The organism is Curvibacter microcysteis, assembly GCF_028649455.1.
In the GTDB taxonomy this organism is placed as follows: Bacteria; Pseudomonadota; Gammaproteobacteria; order Burkholderiales; family Burkholderiaceae_C; genus Curvibacter; species Curvibacter microcysteis.
Genome location: NZ_JAQSIO010000009.1, coordinates 132,440 through 149,714 on the forward strand (window position 1 = coordinate 132,440; position 17,275 = coordinate 149,714).

The window sequence follows — 17,275 nt, forward strand, 5'->3', positions numbered from 1 at the left end:
GCGCCTAGTTTTGCAGAGATTGCGTTTTTTGTCTCAAGTTGTATCTAACGTCGGCTTTTCACGCCAGAAACTCCGTCAACAGCCCCGCCAGCACTTCGGGCTGGTCGTGGTGCAGCATGTGGCCGGCGTTCTCGACGCGGGCAATGCGGTGTTGGGGCACGCGGCTCAGGCGTTGGTGGTATTCGGCGAGGGTGTACTGGCCTTTCCACCATTGGCTCAGGCTGTCGTCGGCCGCCTCCACCGCCAAGACCGGGGCGCTGATGCGCTGGTACAGCTCCAGCGCCTCATCGGCACGGTAAATCTGGGCACTGGTCACTTTGTGCGCGGCCTCGCCCAGGATTTGCCAACGCGCCGGGCCATCGGCTTGCGGCAGCGCTTGAGCCCAGTGCTGGGCCAGCCACTGCGCTTTGTCGGCACCCAGGCGTGGGTTGGTCTTCATCAGGCGCTGGGCCACACCCTCCAGGCTGTCATAGCTTTTGAGGGCCATTTCGCCGCGCTGCAAGGCCTTGAGCTCATCCATCCACTTGGCATAGCGGCCCGGTGCCTGTGAGGGACGCGAGGCCGGCAGGCCAAAGCCTTCGAGGTTGACCAGGCGTCGGATGCGTTGCGGCCGGGCGCCGGCGTACATCATCACCACATTGCCCCCCATGCTGTGGCCGACCAAGTCCACCGGTAGATCGCCCGCGCAATGGTCGAGCAGGAAGTCCAGGTCGCCCAGGTAGTCGGCAAAGTGGTAGTGGTCGCAGGCGGGCCCCGTGGTCAGGCCAAAGCCGCGCCAGTCGGGGGCGATGATGTAAGGATCACCGGCCAGGGCGTCGACCACAAACTGGTAGGACGCGGCCACGTCCATCCAGCCATGCACCAGCACCAGCGGGGCCCGGCCCGGCTGGGGCTGGCCCCAGACGCGGACGTGGTATTGGTGGCCCCGGATCGGGATGAATTCACTGCGGGAGGGGCGTCGTGGCACGTACATGCCTTCCATGATACGAACTCCCGCAGTGCCCAGTCAGTCAAGCGCAGGACAGGGCGACCCCCCATGGCCAACCCCTGCAGGGCGGGGCTCAGCACAATTTTCGGCACGCTCGTACACTGCTGCGGTTTGTGTTTTCCGAGGGGCGTGCAGCTGGGCGGCCAGCGGCCTCGGATTGCCGTCGATAGCCCTCTTTTGGGGCCTTGGGCCCCTTGTTTTTGATCGGAGTTTCCATGAACCAAGTCCAGCTCGGACAAAGCGACCTGCGCGTCACCCCGGTGTGCCTGGGCACCATGACCTTTGGTGAGCAAGTCGATGAAGCCCATGCCCACGCCATCCTGGACCGCTCGCTGGCCTTGGGCGTGAACTTCCTGGACACAGCCGAGATGTACGCCGTGCCGGCCCGCGCCGAAACCTGCGGCGCCACCGAGACCATCCTGGGCCACTGGTTCGCCAAGAACCCGGGTGTGCGGGAGAAGGTGGTGTTGGCGACCAAGGTGGCTGGCCCTTCGCGCGGCATGCCGTGGATCCGTGAGGGTTCGGGCATGACGGCTGCAGACATCCTGGCTGCCTGCGACGCCAGCCTGCGCCGCTTGCAGACCGATGTGATCGATCTGTACCAAATCCATTGGCCGGAGCGCCATGTGCCTGCGTTCGGGGCCTTGTACTTTGATCCGGCCAAGGACAAGTCGGTCACCTCCATCCACGAGCAACTGGAGGCCTTGGGCCAGCTGGTCAAGGCCGGCAAGGTGCGCTACATCGGCCTGTCCAACGAGACCCCTTATGGGGTGCACGAGTTCGTGCGCCTGGCCGAGCAGCACGGACTGCCGCGGGTGGCCACCGTGCAAAACCCGTACTGCCTGATCAACCGCAGCTACGAAAACGCCTTGGACGAGAGCTGCCACCGCTTGGGCGTGTCGCTGCTGGCGTATTCGCCGTTGGGTTTTGGCCTGCTGACGGGCAAGTACGACGCCAGTGGCATCGACGGCCCGGACGCCCCCAAGGACGGCCGCATTGCGCGCTACGAGTCGGTGCGCAAGCAGCGCTGGGGTCGCCCTGAGGCCCTGGTGGCCGCGCGCCGCTACAACGCGCTGGCGCGTGAGCACGGCCTGACCCCCAGCCAGCTGGCGCTGGCCTTTTGCTACACCAAGTGGCAGGTGTCCAGCACCATCATTGGTGTGACCTCGGTGGCTCAGCTGGAAGAAGACGTGGCGGCTTACGGCACCACGTTGTCGCCTGAGCTGCTGGCGGCCATTGATGCCATCCGCTGGGAACTGCGCGACCCGGCCATCTGAGTGGCCGCGGGCCCCGGCACAGGGGCCCGCGCTCACCGCCTCGCCACCCCCGTTGGTGCCGGCCCGCTTCAGGCCGCCGTGGTGCTGGGGCGCACCCGGCCTGACACCCAGGGCGCGCTGCCCGGCTCTCCCAAGTCCCAGAACAGCCCGGCCATGACCGCCAGGCCCTCGCGCGCCACCGAGCCCAGCAGGTGCTCGTTAGGCGCGTGCTGTGCGCAGGCCGGGTAGGAGTGGGGCACCCACAGCGTGGGCAGGCCCAGGCCATCGGCAAACAAATCATTGGGCAGCGAGCCCGCCAGGTTGGGCATCAGCACGGCGGGTTGGCCGGCGCTGGCCTGCATGGAGTTCAGGGCCCAGTCCACCCAGGGGTTGTCCAGGTCCAGGCGGGTGGCACCGCAGGCCATGCTGACCTCGACCTGCACCTCCTCAAAGCCTTGCGCGTCCAGGTGGGCGCGCACATGGTCTTGCAGTCGGGTCCAGTCGGTGCCCACCACAAAGCGCAGTTGACAATGGGCGACGGCGTTTGGCGGGATGGCGTTGACCGGGCGCGTGGCGGAGCCCGCGCCCAGGGCCAGCACCTCCAGCGTGTTCCAGCCGACCAATTGCTCTGCCGGGCTCAGGCCGGGCTCACCCCAGCCGGGGCTGAGTTCGGGGTCGTCGATGCCCCCGCCCACCGGCACCTCGCGCAGCGCCTGGCGCAGGCGCTCGGGTGGCGGGGGCGGCAGCAGGCCTGGCACCAGCACGCGTCCTTGCGGCCCGACCAGGCTGGCCAGGGCATGGCTCAGGCGGATGGCTGGGTTGCTCAACACGCCGCCCCAGTTGCCCGAGTGGTAGGCGCGTTCGCGGCTGGTCACGCGCAGCGAAAAATTCACGGCGCCACGCGAGCCCAGGAACAGGGTCGGTCGGCTGGCCTGGGCGCGCGGGCCATCGCTGGCCAGGAACAGGTCCGCGCTCAGGGCGCGGCGCTGTTGCTCGCAAAAAGCGGCCAGGCCCGGGGAGCCCGCTTCTTCGCCCATCTCCAGCAACACCGTCACGTTGTAGCCCAGGCGCTGCTGGCGCGCCTGCAGCGTGTGTTCCAACGCGGCCAGCACGATGCTGTGTTGGCCTTTGTTGTCGGCACTGCCTCGGCCGTACCAGCGATCGCCCTCGATGGTCAGCGTCCAGGGGCTCAGGCCCTCGCGCCAGCGCGCGTCCTGCCCATTGACCACATCGCCGTGGCCATAGCTCAGCACGGTGGGCAAGGCCGGGTCTTCGACGCGGTGCGCCAGCAGCAAGGGGCCGGCGCCGGCCACGGGGTTGTCGTGGATCTGCACCTCAAAGCCCAGGCGGCTCAGCCAGGGCAGGATTTCTTCACTCAGGTAGCCGCGCAGGGCGGTTTGGGTGGCGGCGGGGGCGTCGGGCCCTAGGTCGCTCTCGGTGCGCCAGCCCAGGCGGCGGTTCAGGTCGGTGGCCAGGCCGCCGGTATCGAAGTACTGGTGGACTTGGGCCAGGAGTTGGGTGCGGGTCATGGGCTGGTCAGGCTTTCTGGGAAGGGTGGAGGGGCGCTCAGGACGCGATGTAGCGGTCCTTGCGGTGGTTCATGGTGAGGATCAGGTTGAGCATCACGGCGCCGCCAATCGACAGGGCGACATGGCTCAGCGGAGCGGTCCACAAGGCCAGCAGCACGATCACGCAATCGACCGCCATTTGGATGTGGCCGGCCTTCCAGCCCCTGCTTTCTTGCAGGTAGAAGGCCAGGATGCCGATGCCGCCCAGGCTGGCGCGGTGGCGAAACAGCATCAAAAAGCCCACCCCCATCAGCAGCCCACCCAGCACGGCGGCATAGGCGGGGTGCAGGGTGTCAAACGACACCAGCTGGGGCGTGATTTCGGTCATTGCCGACAGCATGGCCACCGCGGCCATGGTCTTGAGCACAAAGGCGCGGTCCATCTTGCGCCAGGCCAGCACGTAAAAGGGCAGGTTGAGCACAAAGAACACCTTGCCGAAGCTGTAGCCCGTGGCGTAGTGCAGCAAGAAGGCCAGGCCCGCCATGCCGCCGCTGAGCAGGTGGTCGCGCGAGTAGATGGCCACGCCCAGGGCGATCAGCAGCGTGGCGGAGAACAGGGCCAAGGCGTCCTCGAACAGGCTGTGGCGGGTCAGCTCGCTGACCGGTGAGGGCGGTGCCGGTGCAGCGGGCGCTGAGGACGTGGGGGCGGGCGGTTTGGATTCAGGTGAGTTCATCAGATGGGTTCCGTGTGAGGCCGGGCGCGCTGTGTCCAGGCGCCTGGGCGTCTGGGCAAGCAAGGGGCGGGCCGCGTAGGAGACCATTCTTTCACCCTGCAGGCAGTGATCGGGATCAGAGCCTGTTCATTCCAGCGTGACTCTGGCGCGCGCCACGGCAGCGCGGAACTGGGTGATCTCCAGCTCCATTTGCTTGATCAGCTTGGGTGAGTCCAGGAACACCGCTTCCATGGACTGCGCGCGGAATTGGGTCTGGACTTCTGGCTGGGCCATCACGCGACTCAGTTCCTGGCTCAGCCGGGCGATCACGGCCGGTGGGGTGTGGGCCGGGGCGGCCAGGGCATACCAGCCCTCAAAGCTGGCGTCCTCCAGCTTGAGTTCGGCCAGGGTGGGCACGTCGGGCAGGCTTGGGATGCGTTGGCGGCTTGGCGTGGCCAGGGCCCGCAGCTTGCCGGATTTGAGGTGGGGCGCCGCGCTGGCCAGGGTGTCAAAGGTGGCTTCGACCTCTGCCGACATCAAGGCGGTGGTGACCTGGGCACTGCCCTTGTAGGGGATGTCTTGCATCGACACCTGGGCCGCCAGGCCCAGCAAGATGCCAGCGAGGTGCGGCGCGGTGGCGCTGCCATAGGTGGCGTAGCGCACGGCGCCCGCCTGTTTGCGGGCGGCGGCCAGCAGGTCGTTGAGGGTCTTGAAAGGCGACTGGGCCGGCACCACCAGCACCAGCGGGGCGCGCGCCAGCATGGCCACGGGGATCAGGTCTTTGAACGGGTCGTAGCCAATGCGCGGCTTGAGCGCCGGGTTGACGGTGAAACTGGTCGAGCCCGACACCAGCAGCGTGTAGCCGTCGGGGGCGGCACGCACCACGGCTTCGGTGCCGATCTGGGTCGAGGCCCCGGGCTTGTTGTCCACCAACACGGCCTGGCCCAGCCGCGGGCTCAGCGCTTGTCCCACGGCCCGGGCCACGATGTCCGTGCCGCCGCCGGGCGGGAAGGGCACCACCAGGCGCAGGTTGTGCGTGGGCCAGGCGGCGCTGTCGGCGGCCTGGGCGCCCAGGGGCGATCCGGCACTCAGGGCCAGCAGGGAGAGGGCGGTGCGGCGGTGCATGGAGCGGGTCATCCTGTGGGAGACGCCTGCGCGTCGGTGGGCACGCGGGCGTGTGGGTTGAGGTGTGTGGCGTTGTGTGAGCTGATTAGACGACGGGCCAAGGGTCTTCAGGTCTGTTTCTTGCGTTGCCTTCGTTAGAGAATTAACAAAGCACCGTTGCTTGATTTGGAAGGGAATACGGCCATGAAACTGCCCCTGTTCAGCTTGCCCCTGCGCTATTTCGTGGTGGTGGCCCGTGCGCGCTCGGTCAGTGAGGCAGCGCGCCAGCTGCATGTGGCGGCCTCGGCGGTGAGCCGCCAGATCACTTTGTTGGAGGAGAGCCTGGGCCTGCCCTTGTTCGAGCGTGCGCCGCGCGGCATGGTGCCCACCGCGGCGGGTGAAAAGCTGTTGGCCCATGTGTTGAGCGCAACCGAGGAGGGCCATTTTTTGCTGGAGCAGCTGCGCGGCCTGGCTGGGCGACCGCGCGTGCGCTTGGCCTGCACCGAGGGCTTTGCGGCGGGCTTCATGGCTGGGGCCTTGCAGGCTTTTCGGGCCCGGCACCCCGAGGCCCAGTTGGAGCTGAATGTGGTGGCGCCAGACCAAGTCAATGTGCTGCTGCGGCAGGGCGAAATCGACCTGGGCCTGAAGTACAGCCTGAGCCCCGAAAAAGAGGTGGCGGTGCTGCACACGGTGCAGGCACCCGTGATGGCGGTGGTGCGCGTCGGCCACCCGTTGGCGGGCAAGCCCCGCATCCGGGTGCAGGACGCCGTGCGTTTTCCGCTCGTCCTGGGGGCCAGCGGTACCACCAGCCGACGCTTGTTTGACCTGGCCTGTAGCCAACAAGGGGCGCAGTACGTGCCGGCGGTGGTGAGCAACTTCTCGCCCGCCTTGCTGTCGATGATGGACAACCAGGACCTCATGCCCGCGGGCTATCTCACGGTGGCGCACTGGGTGGCGCGGGGGGAACTCAAGGCCTTGCCCTTTGTCGAGCCCGAGTTGCAGCAACGCCGCTTGTGCCTGTTGGCCCAGGCGGGGCGCAGCCTGCTGCCGCCTGTACAGGCTTTTGCCGACTTGCTGGTGGCTGGCGTGGGTGAGTTTGGCAAGCGCAAGGTGCGCGCCAGGCCTTTGCGCAGTGCGAGCGCCATGCCCCCCGGCGCCGCCGTGTCGGCCTGAGCCGGCCGCCCATTGCTAACATGTCGGCCCGGATGGAGGGCACCGCTGTGCCCGGTGGATGTCATGGCTAAAAAAGATCACGTTTCTGAAACCCCTGCCACCCAGTGGCTCAAGGCCCACCGCGTGGCCTATACGGAACACCCTTACGAGTACCTGGAGCATGGCGGTGCCTTGCACAGCGCCGAGGTGCTGGGGCAAGACCCCTTCACGGTGGTCAAGACTTTGATCATGCAGGACCAGGACGCCAAACCGCTGGTGGTGTTGATGCATGGCAACCGCAAGGTGTCGACCAAGAACCTGGCGCGCCAGATCGGAGCCAAGTCGGTGGAGCCCTGCGCCCCCGAGGTGGCCAACCGGCACAGCGGCTACCTGGTGGGGGGCACCTCGCCGTTTGGTACCCGCAAGACCATGCCGATCTACATCGAGGAGAGCATCCTGGCCCTGCCGTGCATCTGCATCAATGGCGGGCGACGTGGCTTTCTCGTGGGTTTGGATCCGCAGGTCTGCGTCCAGCTGCTGGGTGCACGGCCGGTGCAATGCGCGCTGGCAGAATGAGCGCCCGGGGCCCTGTGCCCCCTTGTTGTGTGTGCCGGGTGGCTGGTAGGCCCCCGATGTCGATGCTTTGTTGAGAGGACCGTTACCTTGCAGACTTTTTACCCCCTGGCCGCCACGGCCCTGGCCTACCTGCTGGGCTCGCTTTCGTTTGCCGTCATCGTCAGCCGCTTGATGGGGCTGAACGACCCGCGCACCTACGGCAGCAAGAACCCGGGTGCCACCAATGTGCTGCGCTCGGGCAGCAAGGCCGCGGCCATCGTCACCCTCTTGCTGGACGCCCTGAAGGGCTGGCTGCCGGTGTTCTTGGTGCGTCGTTACGGCGCGGCCTTCGAGCTGGGCGACGGCACCATGGCCTTGGTGGGCTTGGCAGCTTTCTTGGGCCACCTGTACCCGGTGTTCTTCCGCTTTGTGGGCGGCAAGGGCGTGGCCACGGCGCTGGGCGTGTTGTTTGGGGTTGATGCTATTTTGGGCTTGGCCGCGGGCGCGGTGTGGCTGCTGATGGCCGTGTTGTTCCGCTACTCCTCGCTGTCGTCCCTGGTGGCGGCAGCCGCAGCGCCCGCGCTGTATGTGCTCGCCAGCGGCACGGCTTGGTATGCCGAAACGCCGGTTACCTTGGCCCTGGTGGTGATGGCGGCGCTGCTGTTTTACCGCCATCGGGAGAACATCCAGCGCCTGTTCGCCGGCACCGAGTCCAAGCTGGGGCAGAAGAAAAAGGCTTGATGGCTTGAGGACTGCGGCAGCGGCCCGGGGTCATGGTCCTGCTGAGCTCGGCCTCTGCTTCAGAGCATGTCCGGCGGGTGATTGCGCGCCACCTGGAGCATCACCGTGTGATTGATCATCAGGCTCACCGCGTGGGACGGCATGGCCGCCTGGATGCGGTGATCGCCCCGGGTGGTGTTGTACAGGCGTGGCTGCGGGTAGGGCTCGCCGCGCGCATTGATCAGGCTGGCCACCAGCGGCTGGTTGGCGCGCTCGGTGCGGCGCAGCACCACGGCCAAGTCCTGGTTGTCCAGCTTCACATAGGTGCCCGGGGGACACAGGCCCACCCGGCGCACCAGCACCTGGGCCACGTCGTCTTGGCGGCCTTGGCTGGCGCCAATCACCACGCGCAAGGAGTCGGTCACGCTTTTGCCCACCCGGCTGCGGCGCGGGCTGATCATGGCGGCGTAGCGGTCCACCACCTGCAGGATGTGGGTCAGGCGCAAGCCGGGGTCGGGTGTGCCGCCAGGCACCGGCAGGGGCAGGTTCTCGTGGTGCGAGGCCACCACGGCCAGCCACAGTTCATCTTGGATGCCGACCCGGGCCAGCAGCAGGCAGCTTTTGACCGAGTGGGCATCGATGTTGGATTGCTGCTCGACACTGGGGCGTTCGCGCTGTTCGGCCAGTTCGTCTTGCAGCGCCGTCATGGCGATGTTCATGGTCAGTGCGGCGGCAATCAGGCTGTCGCGCTGCTCGCGCGGCAGTTTGACTTCCTGCGCGATGATGTGGCACAGGGCCGCACAGACCAGGGCGTGGGTCGTGCTGTAGCCAGCGATCGAGGTGCCCGCCATCTGGAACAGCAGGTACAGGCCGGTGTCAGCGTCTTCTTCAAGCAGGTCCTGCAGCCAGCGGTCGTACTGGCGGATTTTTTGCGCAAAGTCTGGCACGCTTTCGGGCACCGTCAACAGCAGGCCCAGGCTGGACTCCAGATCCCCCCACAGCGTGAGCAGGTCTTCGTAGCTGGTGGTGTCAGGCTCTGACACCAAGGACATGGGGACGGTATCGTTCAAGGCTTTTTATCCAGCACCATTTGGTCGCCGACCTGACGCATCTGAAACCGGCTCAGGTAGCTGTTGCCCAGCAGGACATAGGGCAGGGCATTGCTGAGCACCACGGCGTCCACGTCGTACACCTCGACATCGCCCACGCGCAGGGTGCTCAGCTTGAGCGGCCACGCTGCCGTGCTGCCGTTGGCGGTGCTCATGGCCACTTGGGGGTTGGCCAGGTAGGCCAGGCCCATCCGGTCAGCGTCGGGACGGCCAATGGCCACCAGGGTGGCGCCGGTGTCGAGCATGAACTGCATCACCTGGCCGTTGATCATGCCTTGGCTTTTGAAGTGGCCACCGCTGTCGGCCGTCAGGGATATTTTTTTGCCATTGGGCGATTTCAGCCCAGGGTTGGCCGTGTTGAGTTGCACCGGGGCGTCACCCAGGCGCAGGTTGAGCCGGCGGCCGTCTTGTTCGACCACGGCCTCGTCTCGGCCCACCGAGAGCACGCGCACACCCAAGTGGCTATCGCCCACCGCCACTGTTTTGGGGGGCTGCTGGCCAATGACCAGCAGGGCCCGGCCGCCCAGCACGCCGCTCAGGGCCACCGGCTCGCCTGCATGGGCCCAAGCCACCGTGCTCAAGGCGCCAGCCCAAAGACAGCGGCCCCAGCGGGTCAGGCCGGGTGAACGCAGCAGTGAGTGGCCCATGGGCATGGATTGGCGCGTTCAGTCGCGGAAGTTGTTGAAGTCCAGCGGCACGTCCGTGATGTCCTTGCGCACCAAAGCCATGGCGGCTTGCAGGTCGTCGCGCTTGGCGCCGGTCACGCGCACGGCGTCGCCCTGGATCGCGGCCTGGACCTTGAGCTTGCTGTCTTTGATCAGCTTCTGGATCTTCTTGGCCACGTCGGATTCGATGCCGTTGCGCACCTTGATCACTTGCTTGACCTTGTCGCCGCCCACCTTCTGGACCGCGCCCTTGTCGAGGAAACGCACATCCACATTGCGCTTGGTGAGCTTGTTGCGCAGGATGTCTTCGACTTGGTCGAGTTGGAATTCGGCGTCGCCGAACAAGGTGATTTCCTTGTCCTTGAGTTCGAGGGCGGCCGAGGTGCCTTTGAAATCGAAACGTGTGCCAATTTCCTTGGCCGCGTTTTCAACGGCATTCTTCACTTCGACCAGGTTGGCTTCACAGACGGTATCAAAAGAGGGCATGGGAGTACAGACGGAGCAGATGAGACAATAAGAGCGATGTTAGTCGAGAAAAATGCCCCGCTCCAAGCCTGCAATACCTTTGGCATCGTGGCCCGGGCCCAGACCCTGGTGCGTGTGCGCGATCCCCTGGACCTGAGGGCCATCCTGGCCGACCCTGAACTGGGGCCTCAACCCAAATTTGTGCTGGGTGGCGGCAGCAACATCGTGCTCACCGGCGATGTGCGCCCGGTGGTGCTGAAGATGGAAATCCCAGGCATCCGCCTGTTGGAAGAAACCCCGCGGGCCTGGATTGTCGAGGTCGGTGCTGGCGTGTCCTGGCACGAGGCCGTGGTCTGGACGCTGGCCCAGGGCCTGCCGGGGCTGGAGAACATGGCCTTGATCCCGGGCACGGTCGGGGCCTCCCCGGTGCAAAACATCGGCGCTTACGGGGTCGAGCTGCAAGATCGTTTTGAGTCGCTCGACGCGTTCGATTTGCTCACGGGTCAGACCTTCACGTTGGACGCGGCCCAATGCGGCTTTGGTTACCGGGATTCGGTGTTCAAACATGCCGCCCCAGCGGACCCCCAGGCTGAAGGTGCCTCGCGTGGCCTGGGTTTGGCGGGGCGGGCCGTGATCACCCGCGTGCGCCTGCGCTTGCCCAAGCCCTGGAAACCGGTGCTGGGCTACCTGGACCTGGAGCGCCGCCGCGTCCAGGCCGGGATTGATCAACCCAGCGCCCAGCAGATTTTTGAATGGGTGTGCGACATCCGGCGCAGCAAGCTGCCCGACCCCGCCCTGATCGGCAATGCCGGCAGCTTCTTCAAGAACCCTTCGGTCACGCCCGAGCAGTGCGCCGACATCATCGCGCGCGAGCCCAAGATCGTGCATTACCCCATGCCCGATGGCAGCATCAAGCTGGCCGCAGGCTGGTTGATTGACGCGTGCGGCTGGAAGGGCAAATCGGTCGGCAAGGCCGGCGTGTATGACAAACAGGCCTTGGTGCTGGTCAACCGGGGGCAAGGCTTGGACAGCGTGACCGGGGGCGAGGTCATGACCTTGGCCGGTGCCATCCAGACCAGTGTCTATGAGCGTTTTGGCATTCGCCTGGAGCCCGAACCCGTGGTGATCTGAGCCGCCTGGCGAAGCCCAGAAAAAAGGCCAGCCCGGCATGACCGGCTGGCCTTTTGTGTTCAGGGGACGGAGGGTCCCCGGAGCGCGCTTTATTCGCTCTTGCCTGGCAGCGAGGGCAGGGGCGAGTTGCCGCCCAGCGACAGCAGGCCGGCCTGGGTGTAGATGCCCAGCTTGGCGCGGGTGTCCACGATGTCCAGGTTGCGCATGGTCAGCTGACCAATGCGGTCGGCCGGCGAGAAAGGCGCGTCCTCGACCTTTTCCATCGACAGGCGCTCGGGCGCGTAGGTCAGGTTGGGGCTTTCGGTGTTGAGCAGCGAGTAATCGTTGCCACGGCGCAGCTCCAGCGTCACGGTGCCGGTCACGGCGCGGGCCACCCAGCGTTGAGCGGTCTCGCGCAGCATGATGGCTTGCGGGTCGAACCAGCGGCCTTGGTACAGCAGGCGGCCCAGCTTGAGGCCGTTGAGACGGTACTGCTCAATGGTGTCTTCGTTGTGGATGCCGGTCACCAGGCGCTCATAAGCGATGTGCAGCAGGGCCAGGCCGGGGGCTTCGTAGATGCCGCGGCTCTTGGCTTCGATGATGCGGTTTTCGATCTGGTCGCTCATGCCCAGGCCGTGGCGGCCACCAATGCGGTTGGCTTCCAGGATCAGGGCCACGGGGTCGTCGTAGCGCACGCCGTTGAGGGCCACGGGTTGGCCTTCTTCGAAGGTCACGCTGACTTCCTCGCGCTTGACTTCCACGTCGTCGCGCCAGAAGGCCACGCCCATGATGGGGTTGACGATGCGGATGCCGCTGTTCAGGTTCTCGAGGTCCTTGGCTTCGTGCGTGGCACCCAGCATGTTGGAGTCGGTGGAGTAGGCCTTTTCAGCCGACATCTTGTAGCCAAAGCCCTGGGCCGTCATGAAGGCCGACATTTCGGAGCGGCCACCCAGCTCGTCGATGAAGGTCTGGTCCAGCCAAGGCTTGTAGATCTTCAGCGAGGGGTTGGTCAGCAGACCGTAGCGGTAGAAGCGCTCGATGTCATTGCCCTTGAAGGTGCTGCCGTCGCCCCAGATGTTGACGTCGTCTTCCTTCATCGCCGCCACCAGCATGGTGCCCGTCACAGCGCGGCCCAGCGGGGTGGTGTTGAAGTAGGTCACGCCACCGGTGGAGATGTGGAAAGCGCCGGCTTGCAGCGCGGCAATGCCTTCGTGGGCCAGCTGCGTGCGGCAGTCGACCAGGCGGGCCAGCTTGGCGCCATAGGCCAGGGCTTTGCGCGGGATTTCGTCGTAGTCGGGTTCGTCAGGCTGGCCCAGGTTGGCGGTGTAAGCGTAGGGCTCGGCGCCCTTGAGCTTCATCCAGAGCAGGGCTGCGCTGGTGTCCAGGCCGCCCGAAAAGGCGATGCCGACTTTTTGCCCGATGGGCAGTTGTTGCAGGATGGTGGCCATGTTCGGTCCTTGTGGGGTGGATCAGCCGAAATGGCAGATGTAGTGGTACGCCTCGGTCACGCGGATCTCGAAGGACGAGTTGCCCGGCACCTTGAAGGATTCGCCCACGCTGGAGGCGACCCAGGCATCGGTGCCCGCGAGTTTGTACTCGCAGGCGCCGCCCACGCATTCCATGATTTCCGGCGCACCGGTGTTGAAAGTCAGGGTGGCCGGCAGCACCACGCCAACGCTCTTTTTGGTGCCGTCGGCCAGGGTGAAGCCGTGGCTCACGCACTTGCCGTCGAAATAAACATTGGCCTTCGTGGTCAGGGCCACGTTGAGAATGGTGTCTGTGGTCATTCGGGTGAATCCGTTGGGGGTTGGGGCCAGGTGGCACCGGAACCGATCTGGCCTGAACGCAGCACTGCGTCAGACCGGGGGTTGATGGGCCAACTTTGGGCAAACAGAGATTTTAGGTCAGCGCGCGGCCGAATCTGACGCCACAGCCCGCTGCAGCTCGTCTTGCCGGGGCGCCGGGCCGCATCGGCGCCCCCAGAAAAAACCCCCAGCCGGCATCGGCCGGGCTGGGGGGCGGTGGTGGTCTTGATCGCAGATCGTCAGTTTTGGCTGGGGTAGATCGGCGCTGGCGCGTAGGTCGGAGCGGCGACAGGGCGCACCGTGGGGTGGCCACCGTAAGTGCTTTGGATGGGGCGCCCATTGAGCACCGGCGTCACTTGTACAGGGATGAACTGGCCTGGGTCATTGGGCGTTTGCATCATGTACTGGCGGCCTGCGTACTCATAGGTGACGTTGTAGCCCATGGTGCGGTTTTCGTAGCGGGTTTGGGTGCTGCAGTTCTGCACGTTCTGGACCTGGGAAGCCCCCGGGCCTTCAATCGAGTTGCCCAGGACGGCGCCACCCAAAACGCCCAGCACCGTGGCCACGGCCTTGCCAGTGCCGCCGCCCACGGCATTGCCCACGGCGCCACCGGCCACGGCCCCCATCACCGCACCGGCGCCCGACGTGGAACCCGGTCGGACCACTTCTTGGTTGGTGCACACCTGTTGGGGCACCGCCACCTGCTGGATCACCGGGATGCTGGACACCACACGGGCCATCTCTTGGGCGCCGGCGCCACCGGCGGCACCGAGGCAGGCCAAGCTGATCAGGGTGGTCGCAAAGGTTTTAGTCATGGAATACCTCGTTTCTGGAGTTCTGAACGCCCGCAGGCGTCTACAGGTTGACTGCAGTCTAGTGAGGTGGTTCCTGTGCTTGGTGCGCGGCGCTGTAAACAGTTGTAACAATGGGTTGTTGCGTCATGGGCTGCGCGCTGCAGCCCAGTCATCGGCCTTGAAGCCCACGCTGTACCGTGGCGTGGCCGCTTCGCCCCAGTCCACCACCGGGCGTTTGATGAGGCTGGGTTGGCTCAGCAGCAGAGCGCGAGCGCTGGCCGTGTCCTGCACGGTGGCCTGGGTGGCCGCATCCAGCTTGCGCCAGGTCGTGCCTTGGCGGTTGAGCAGCTTTTCCCAGCCCAGGGTGTCGAGCCAGTGGTCGAGCTCAGGCGTGGGCACACCCTGCTTTTTGAAGTCGTGGAAGGTGAAGGCGCGGCCCTGCTCGGTGAGCCAGGTGCGGGCTTTTTTGACGGTGTCGCAGTTCGGGATGCCGTAAACGGAAAGGGTAGGGGGATTCATGGCGCTGATGATGCCGCAGCCCGGCGTGCGCGACAATCCACGCTCTTATGAAAACCCCCTTGCCTTCCACCCTGGACGCTTGGCTGGCGCATTGCGAGCAGCTGCACCCGAAAAACATTGACATGGGCCTGGACCGCGTGCGCGACGTGGCCCGCCGCTTGGACCTGCGCTTTGACGCGCCGGTGATCACGGTGGCCGGCACCAATGGCAAGGGCTCGACCTGCGCCATGCTGGAGGCGGTTCTTCTGCAAGCCGGCTACCGCACGGGGGTCTACACCTCGCCGCATTTGGTGCATTTCCAGGAGCGCTGCCGGGTGCATGGCGAGACGGTCACGCCGGAGGCTTTGCTGCCTCATTTCGAAGCGGTCGAGTTAGCGCGCCTGCGCGGCGAGCCGGTCTCCTTGACCTATTTCGAATTCACCACCCTGGCGATCCTGCGCTGTTTGTCCTTGTCGGGGCTCGAGGTGGCGATCCTGGAAGTGGGCCTGGGCGGGCGCCTGGACGCGGTCAATGTGATCGACGCGGATTGCGCCGTCATCACCAGCATCGACCTTGACCACATGGAGTTTCTCGGCCATGACCGCGAAACCATCGGTCTGGAGAAAGCCGGCATCATGCGCACGGGCCGCCCTGTGGTGGTCAGTGACCCGGTGCCGCCGCAAAGCGTGCTCGACCGTGCGCTGGAAATCGGCGCCGACCTGTGGCGCTTTGGCACCGACTTCAATTTCTCGGGCGACAAGCTCCAGTGGGGCTGGGCGGGCCGAGGCCGGCGCTACAGCGGCTTGGCTTACCCGGCCCTGCGCGGTGCCAACCAATTGGTCAACGCCTCGGGCGTGCTGGCCGCCCTGACGGCCTTGCGTGACCGCCTGCCTGTCACGGCTCAGGCCGTGCGCAATGGTCTGGCCATGGTCGAGCTGCCGGGCCGTTTCCAGATCGTGCCGGGCCAACCGACCCTGGTGCTGGATGTGGCGCACAACCCGCATTCGGTGGCGGCCTTGACCGCCAACCTCGACGCCATGGGCTTTGCCCCCTGCACCCATGCCGTGCTGGGCGCCATGGCCGATAAAGACCTGGGCCCCATGCTGGCCAAGATTGGCCCGCTTGTGGACAAGTGGTATTTCACTGACTTGCCCACACCCCGCGCTGAGACGGCCGCGGGCCTGCAAGCCAAATGGCATGCGCTGCAAATGGTGGCCGGTGCGCGTCGGGAGGTGCCGACCTCTACCTACCACGATCCCATGGATGCGTTGAACGCGGCTGTCGCGTCAGCAGACCCGGCTGATAGAATCGTGGTCTTTGGTTCGTTCTTCACAGTCGGCGGCGTTCTGAAAGACGGAATTCCCCGTCTTCACGCCAAACACCTGGACGCCTGAACACCTCACCTCATGGCTTTTTTCAAGTTTCGCTGGCCCCTGGGGGGCGCTTCCAAGGGCCGTGACGAGCGCCCGCCTTCCGGTGCGCAAGCCGACAGCGTCGAAGTCTTGCGCCGCCGCGCGCGACACCGCTTGATTGGTTCGGCCGTGTTGGTGCTGGCCGGGGTGCTGGGGTTTCCGTTGTTGTTTGACACCCAGCCGCGTCCCATTCCGATCGACATCCCCATCGTCATCCCAGACAAGAACAAGGTGCCCGCGCTCGCCGTGCCCACGGCGGGCCCTGCGCCCTCCGGCATTGCGGCGGACGAGGAAGTTGTTCCGGCTGCGGATCGCCGAGACAACCGATCTGATGCCAAGTCGGTGGTGGCCGCCGCCGAGCCCCGCAAGGACGCGGTCAAGCCCGAGGCCAAAGCAGAGCCCAAGGGGGAGGCCAAGGCAGAGCGCAAGCCTGAACCCAAGCCAGAACACAAGGTGGAGGCCAAGCCGGAACACAAGGCCGACGCCAAACCAGAGCCCAAGAGCGAGGCGCGTGCGCCCGCCCGGCCGGAGCCCAAGGTTGAAGCCAAGGTGGACAACAAGCCGGAAGCCAAGTCTGACAAGTCCGACAAAAGCGACGGCAAATCTGATGACGCCGCCCGGGCCCGCGCCCTGCTCGAAGGCAAGGCGGCCCCCGAGGCGGTCGCGTCCGATGCGAACCGCTTCATCGTGCAAGTGGGCGCCTTCAGCGACGTGAACAAAGCCCGCGAGGCGCGGCTCAAATTGGAAAAGGCGGGTTTGAAGACTTACACCCAAGTGGTGGACACGGCCGATGGCAAGCGCATCCGCGTGCGGGTGGGGCCTTTCGCGGGCAAGGCAGAAGCGGATAAGGCGGCGGGGCGCATCAAGTCCCTTGATTTGCCGGCTTCCATCCTGACTTTGTAAGAATTCGTGCCCACAGAACAAAGGCTTGCCTGATGGCGGTGGTCGATATTGCTTTGCTGCTGGTGTTGGGCGCCTCACTGGTCATTGGCGCCTGGCGGGGCTTGGTCTACGAGATGGTGTCTTTGGCGGGTTGGGTGGCTGCCTTTTGGGTGGCGCAGTGGTTTGCGTTGGACGCAGCCGCCTACTTGCCTCTGGGTGGATTGGATGGACCCATTCGCTACGCGGCGGGGTTCTTGGTGGTGTTCATTGCGGCAATTTTTGCCTCAGCCCTGCTGGCCTTTTTGGCCCAGAAGCTGGTGGCGGCGATTGGCATGAGACCCGCCGACCGCACTTTGGGAGCCTTGTTTGGCCTGGTGCGTGGCGCTGTGTTTTTGCTCGCGGTGGCGGTGGTGGTGCAGATCACTCCGCTGCACGAGGGCGGGTGGTGGCAGGAGTCAAAAGGGGCACCGGTGCTTGCGGCGGTGCTGGATGGTTTGAAGCCGGCGTTGCCGGCGCAGTTTGGAAGATATCTTCCTTGAT

The 17,275-nt window shown here is 65.6% G+C and carries 19 protein-coding genes; 8 read left to right on the forward strand and 11 right to left on the reverse strand.

The features are described from left to right. Window positions 1-58: 58 nt before the first annotated feature. The gene (locus PSQ39_RS19050; protein WP_273928850.1) at window positions 59-973 is read right to left on the reverse strand and encodes an alpha/beta fold hydrolase; all 915 of its coding nucleotides are present in this window, start codon (window positions 971-973) and stop codon (window positions 59-61) included. Between the two features lie 230 nt (window positions 974-1,203). On the opposite strand from PSQ39_RS19050, the gene PSQ39_RS19055 reads away from it, so the two are divergent. Then, entirely contained in the window at window positions 1,204-2,265 is a 1,062-nt protein-coding gene (locus PSQ39_RS19055) for an aldo/keto reductase (protein ID WP_273928773.1), read from the forward strand. A 68-nt stretch (window positions 2,266-2,333) separates the two neighbouring features. Here the strand turns inward: PSQ39_RS19055 and PSQ39_RS19060 are convergent, their stop codons facing one another. From PSQ39_RS19060 to PSQ39_RS19070, 3 genes are all read right to left on the reverse strand, one after another. Continuing rightward, window positions 2,334-3,773, reverse strand: a complete 1,440-nt coding sequence (locus PSQ39_RS19060) for a M20 family metallopeptidase (RefSeq protein ID WP_273928775.1) — start codon at window positions 3,771-3,773, stop codon at window positions 2,334-2,336. A gap of 37 nt (window positions 3,774-3,810) precedes the next feature. Then, window positions 3,811-4,485: a YitT family protein gene (locus tag PSQ39_RS19065; RefSeq protein ID WP_273928777.1), complete on the reverse strand. Its 675-nt coding sequence runs from the start codon at window positions 4,483-4,485 to the stop codon at window positions 3,811-3,813. 126 nt (window positions 4,486-4,611) lie between these two features. Next, entirely contained in the window at window positions 4,612-5,589 is a 978-nt protein-coding gene (locus PSQ39_RS19070) for a Bug family tripartite tricarboxylate transporter substrate binding protein (protein WP_273928779.1), read from the reverse strand. Window positions 5,590-5,772: 183 nt separating this feature from the next. Here PSQ39_RS19070 and PSQ39_RS19075 point away from each other — a divergent pair, with 183 nt between their 5' ends. From PSQ39_RS19075 to plsY, 3 genes are all read left to right on the forward strand, one after another. Continuing rightward, on the forward strand, window positions 5,773-6,741 hold the full coding sequence (locus tag PSQ39_RS19075) for a LysR family transcriptional regulator (RefSeq protein ID WP_273928780.1): 969 nt from the start codon (window positions 5,773-5,775) through the stop codon (window positions 6,739-6,741). Window positions 6,742-6,804: 63 nt separating this feature from the next. Further along, complete coding sequence (gene ybaK, locus PSQ39_RS19080) at window positions 6,805-7,296, forward strand: Cys-tRNA(Pro) deacylase (RefSeq protein ID WP_273928782.1); 492 nt, start codon at window positions 6,805-6,807, stop codon at window positions 7,294-7,296. Window positions 7,297-7,383: 87 nt separating this feature from the next. Further along, window positions 7,384-8,016, forward strand: coding sequence for a glycerol-3-phosphate 1-O-acyltransferase PlsY (gene plsY, locus PSQ39_RS19085; RefSeq protein WP_273928783.1), 633 nt, complete (start codon window positions 7,384-7,386; stop codon window positions 8,014-8,016). 59 nt (window positions 8,017-8,075) lie between these two features. On the opposite strand, the gene PSQ39_RS19090 is transcribed toward plsY, so the two are convergent. Genes PSQ39_RS19090 through PSQ39_RS19100 form a run of 3 tightly spaced genes read right to left on the reverse strand, consistent with a single transcriptional unit; the run spans window position 8,076 to window position 10,255 of the window. Next, window positions 8,076-9,047, reverse strand: a complete 972-nt coding sequence (locus PSQ39_RS19090) for an HD-GYP domain-containing protein (protein WP_273928785.1) — start codon at window positions 9,045-9,047, stop codon at window positions 8,076-8,078. Window positions 9,048-9,061: 14 nt separating this feature from the next. Beyond that, the gene (locus tag PSQ39_RS19095; RefSeq protein WP_273928786.1) at window positions 9,062-9,751 is read right to left on the reverse strand and encodes a retropepsin-like aspartic protease family protein; all 690 of its coding nucleotides are present in this window, start codon (window positions 9,749-9,751) and stop codon (window positions 9,062-9,064) included. 18 nt (window positions 9,752-9,769) lie between these two features. Beyond that, entirely contained in the window at window positions 9,770-10,255 is a 486-nt protein-coding gene (locus tag PSQ39_RS19100) for a YajQ family cyclic di-GMP-binding protein (protein WP_273928788.1), read from the reverse strand. Between the two features lie 36 nt (window positions 10,256-10,291). Between PSQ39_RS19100 and murB the strand changes: the two genes are divergently transcribed. Then, window positions 10,292-11,365 (forward strand): UDP-N-acetylmuramate dehydrogenase, encoded by a 1,074-nt coding sequence (gene murB, locus PSQ39_RS19105; protein ID WP_273928791.1) that lies wholly within the window; start codon window positions 10,292-10,294, stop codon window positions 11,363-11,365. Window positions 11,366-11,454: 89 nt separating this feature from the next. Here the strand turns inward: murB and argG are convergent, their stop codons facing one another. The 4 genes from argG to PSQ39_RS19125 all read right to left on the reverse strand — a co-directional run bounded on the left by argG (window position 11,455) and on the right by PSQ39_RS19125 (window position 14,462). Then, window positions 11,455-12,792 (reverse strand): argininosuccinate synthase, encoded by a 1,338-nt coding sequence (gene argG, locus PSQ39_RS19110; protein WP_273928792.1) that lies wholly within the window; start codon window positions 12,790-12,792, stop codon window positions 11,455-11,457. Between the two features lie 21 nt (window positions 12,793-12,813). Then, on the reverse strand, window positions 12,814-13,131 hold the full coding sequence (gene ppnP / locus PSQ39_RS19115) for a pyrimidine/purine nucleoside phosphorylase (protein ID WP_273928794.1): 318 nt from the start codon (window positions 13,129-13,131) through the stop codon (window positions 12,814-12,816). Between the two features lie 257 nt (window positions 13,132-13,388). Further along, window positions 13,389-13,964, reverse strand: coding sequence for a glycine zipper 2TM domain-containing protein (locus tag PSQ39_RS19120; protein ID WP_273928796.1), 576 nt, complete (start codon window positions 13,962-13,964; stop codon window positions 13,389-13,391). A 123-nt stretch (window positions 13,965-14,087) separates the two neighbouring features. Continuing rightward, a complete protein-coding gene (locus tag PSQ39_RS19125) occupies window positions 14,088-14,462 on the reverse strand; it encodes an ArsC family reductase (protein WP_273928798.1) in 375 nt (124 codons plus the stop codon). Between the two features lie 47 nt (window positions 14,463-14,509). On the opposite strand from PSQ39_RS19125, the gene folC reads away from it, so the two are divergent. From folC to PSQ39_RS19140, 3 genes are read left to right on the forward strand one after another with little or no spacing between them, the layout of a single operon-like run. Further along, the gene (folC, locus tag PSQ39_RS19130) at window positions 14,510-15,835 is read left to right on the forward strand and encodes a bifunctional tetrahydrofolate synthase/dihydrofolate synthase (protein ID WP_273928799.1); all 1,326 of its coding nucleotides are present in this window, start codon (window positions 14,510-14,512) and stop codon (window positions 15,833-15,835) included. A gap of 12 nt (window positions 15,836-15,847) precedes the next feature. Then, complete coding sequence (locus PSQ39_RS19135; protein ID WP_273928801.1) at window positions 15,848-16,756, forward strand: SPOR domain-containing protein; 909 nt, start codon at window positions 15,848-15,850, stop codon at window positions 16,754-16,756. 32 nt (window positions 16,757-16,788) lie between these two features. Then, on the forward strand, window positions 16,789-17,274 hold the full coding sequence (locus PSQ39_RS19140; protein ID WP_273928803.1) for a CvpA family protein: 486 nt from the start codon (window positions 16,789-16,791) through the stop codon (window positions 17,272-17,274). The last annotated feature ends 1 nt before the right edge of the window (window position 17,275 follow it).

Excerpts from the sequence above, each read along its gene's own strand:
- PSQ39_RS19090 (WP_273928785.1), bottom strand. The coding sequence starts at position 9,047 with ATGTCCTTGGTGTCAGAGCCTGACACCACCAGCTACGAAGACCTGCTC.
- folC (WP_273928799.1), top strand. The coding sequence starts at position 14,510 with ATGAAAACCCCCTTGCCTTCCACCCTGGACGCTTGGCTGGCGCATTGC.
- argG (WP_273928792.1), bottom strand. The coding sequence starts at position 12,792 with ATGGCCACCATCCTGCAACAACTGCCCATCGGGCAAAAAGTCGGCATC.
- PSQ39_RS19050 (WP_273928850.1), bottom strand. The coding sequence starts at position 973 with ATGTACGTGCCACGACGCCCCTCCCGCAGTGAATTCATCCCGATCCGG.
- PSQ39_RS19075 (WP_273928780.1), top strand. The coding sequence starts at position 5,773 with ATGAAACTGCCCCTGTTCAGCTTGCCCCTGCGCTATTTCGTGGTGGTG.
- murB (WP_273928791.1), top strand. The coding sequence starts at position 10,292 with ATGTTAGTCGAGAAAAATGCCCCGCTCCAAGCCTGCAATACCTTTGGC.
- ppnP (WP_273928794.1), bottom strand. The coding sequence starts at position 13,131 with ATGACCACAGACACCATTCTCAACGTGGCCCTGACCACGAAGGCCAAT.
- PSQ39_RS19060 (WP_273928775.1), bottom strand. The coding sequence starts at position 3,773 with ATGACCCGCACCCAACTCCTGGCCCAAGTCCACCAGTACTTCGATACC.
- ybaK (WP_273928782.1), top strand. The coding sequence starts at position 6,805 with ATGGCTAAAAAAGATCACGTTTCTGAAACCCCTGCCACCCAGTGGCTC.
- PSQ39_RS19070 (WP_273928779.1), bottom strand. The coding sequence starts at position 5,589 with ATGCACCGCCGCACCGCCCTCTCCCTGCTGGCCCTGAGTGCCGGATCG.
- PSQ39_RS19065 (WP_273928777.1), bottom strand. The coding sequence starts at position 4,485 with ATGAACTCACCTGAATCCAAACCGCCCGCCCCCACGTCCTCAGCGCCC.
- PSQ39_RS19120 (WP_273928796.1), bottom strand. The coding sequence starts at position 13,964 with ATGACTAAAACCTTTGCGACCACCCTGATCAGCTTGGCCTGCCTCGGT.
- PSQ39_RS19125 (WP_273928798.1), bottom strand. The coding sequence starts at position 14,462 with ATGAATCCCCCTACCCTTTCCGTTTACGGCATCCCGAACTGCGACACC.
- PSQ39_RS19140 (WP_273928803.1), top strand. The coding sequence starts at position 16,789 with ATGGCGGTGGTCGATATTGCTTTGCTGCTGGTGTTGGGCGCCTCACTG.
- PSQ39_RS19095 (WP_273928786.1), bottom strand. The coding sequence starts at position 9,751 with ATGGGCCACTCACTGCTGCGTTCACCCGGCCTGACCCGCTGGGGCCGC.
- PSQ39_RS19055 (WP_273928773.1), top strand. The coding sequence starts at position 1,204 with ATGAACCAAGTCCAGCTCGGACAAAGCGACCTGCGCGTCACCCCGGTG.
- PSQ39_RS19100 (WP_273928788.1), bottom strand. The coding sequence starts at position 10,255 with ATGCCCTCTTTTGATACCGTCTGTGAAGCCAACCTGGTCGAAGTGAAG.
- PSQ39_RS19135 (WP_273928801.1), top strand. The coding sequence starts at position 15,848 with ATGGCTTTTTTCAAGTTTCGCTGGCCCCTGGGGGGCGCTTCCAAGGGC.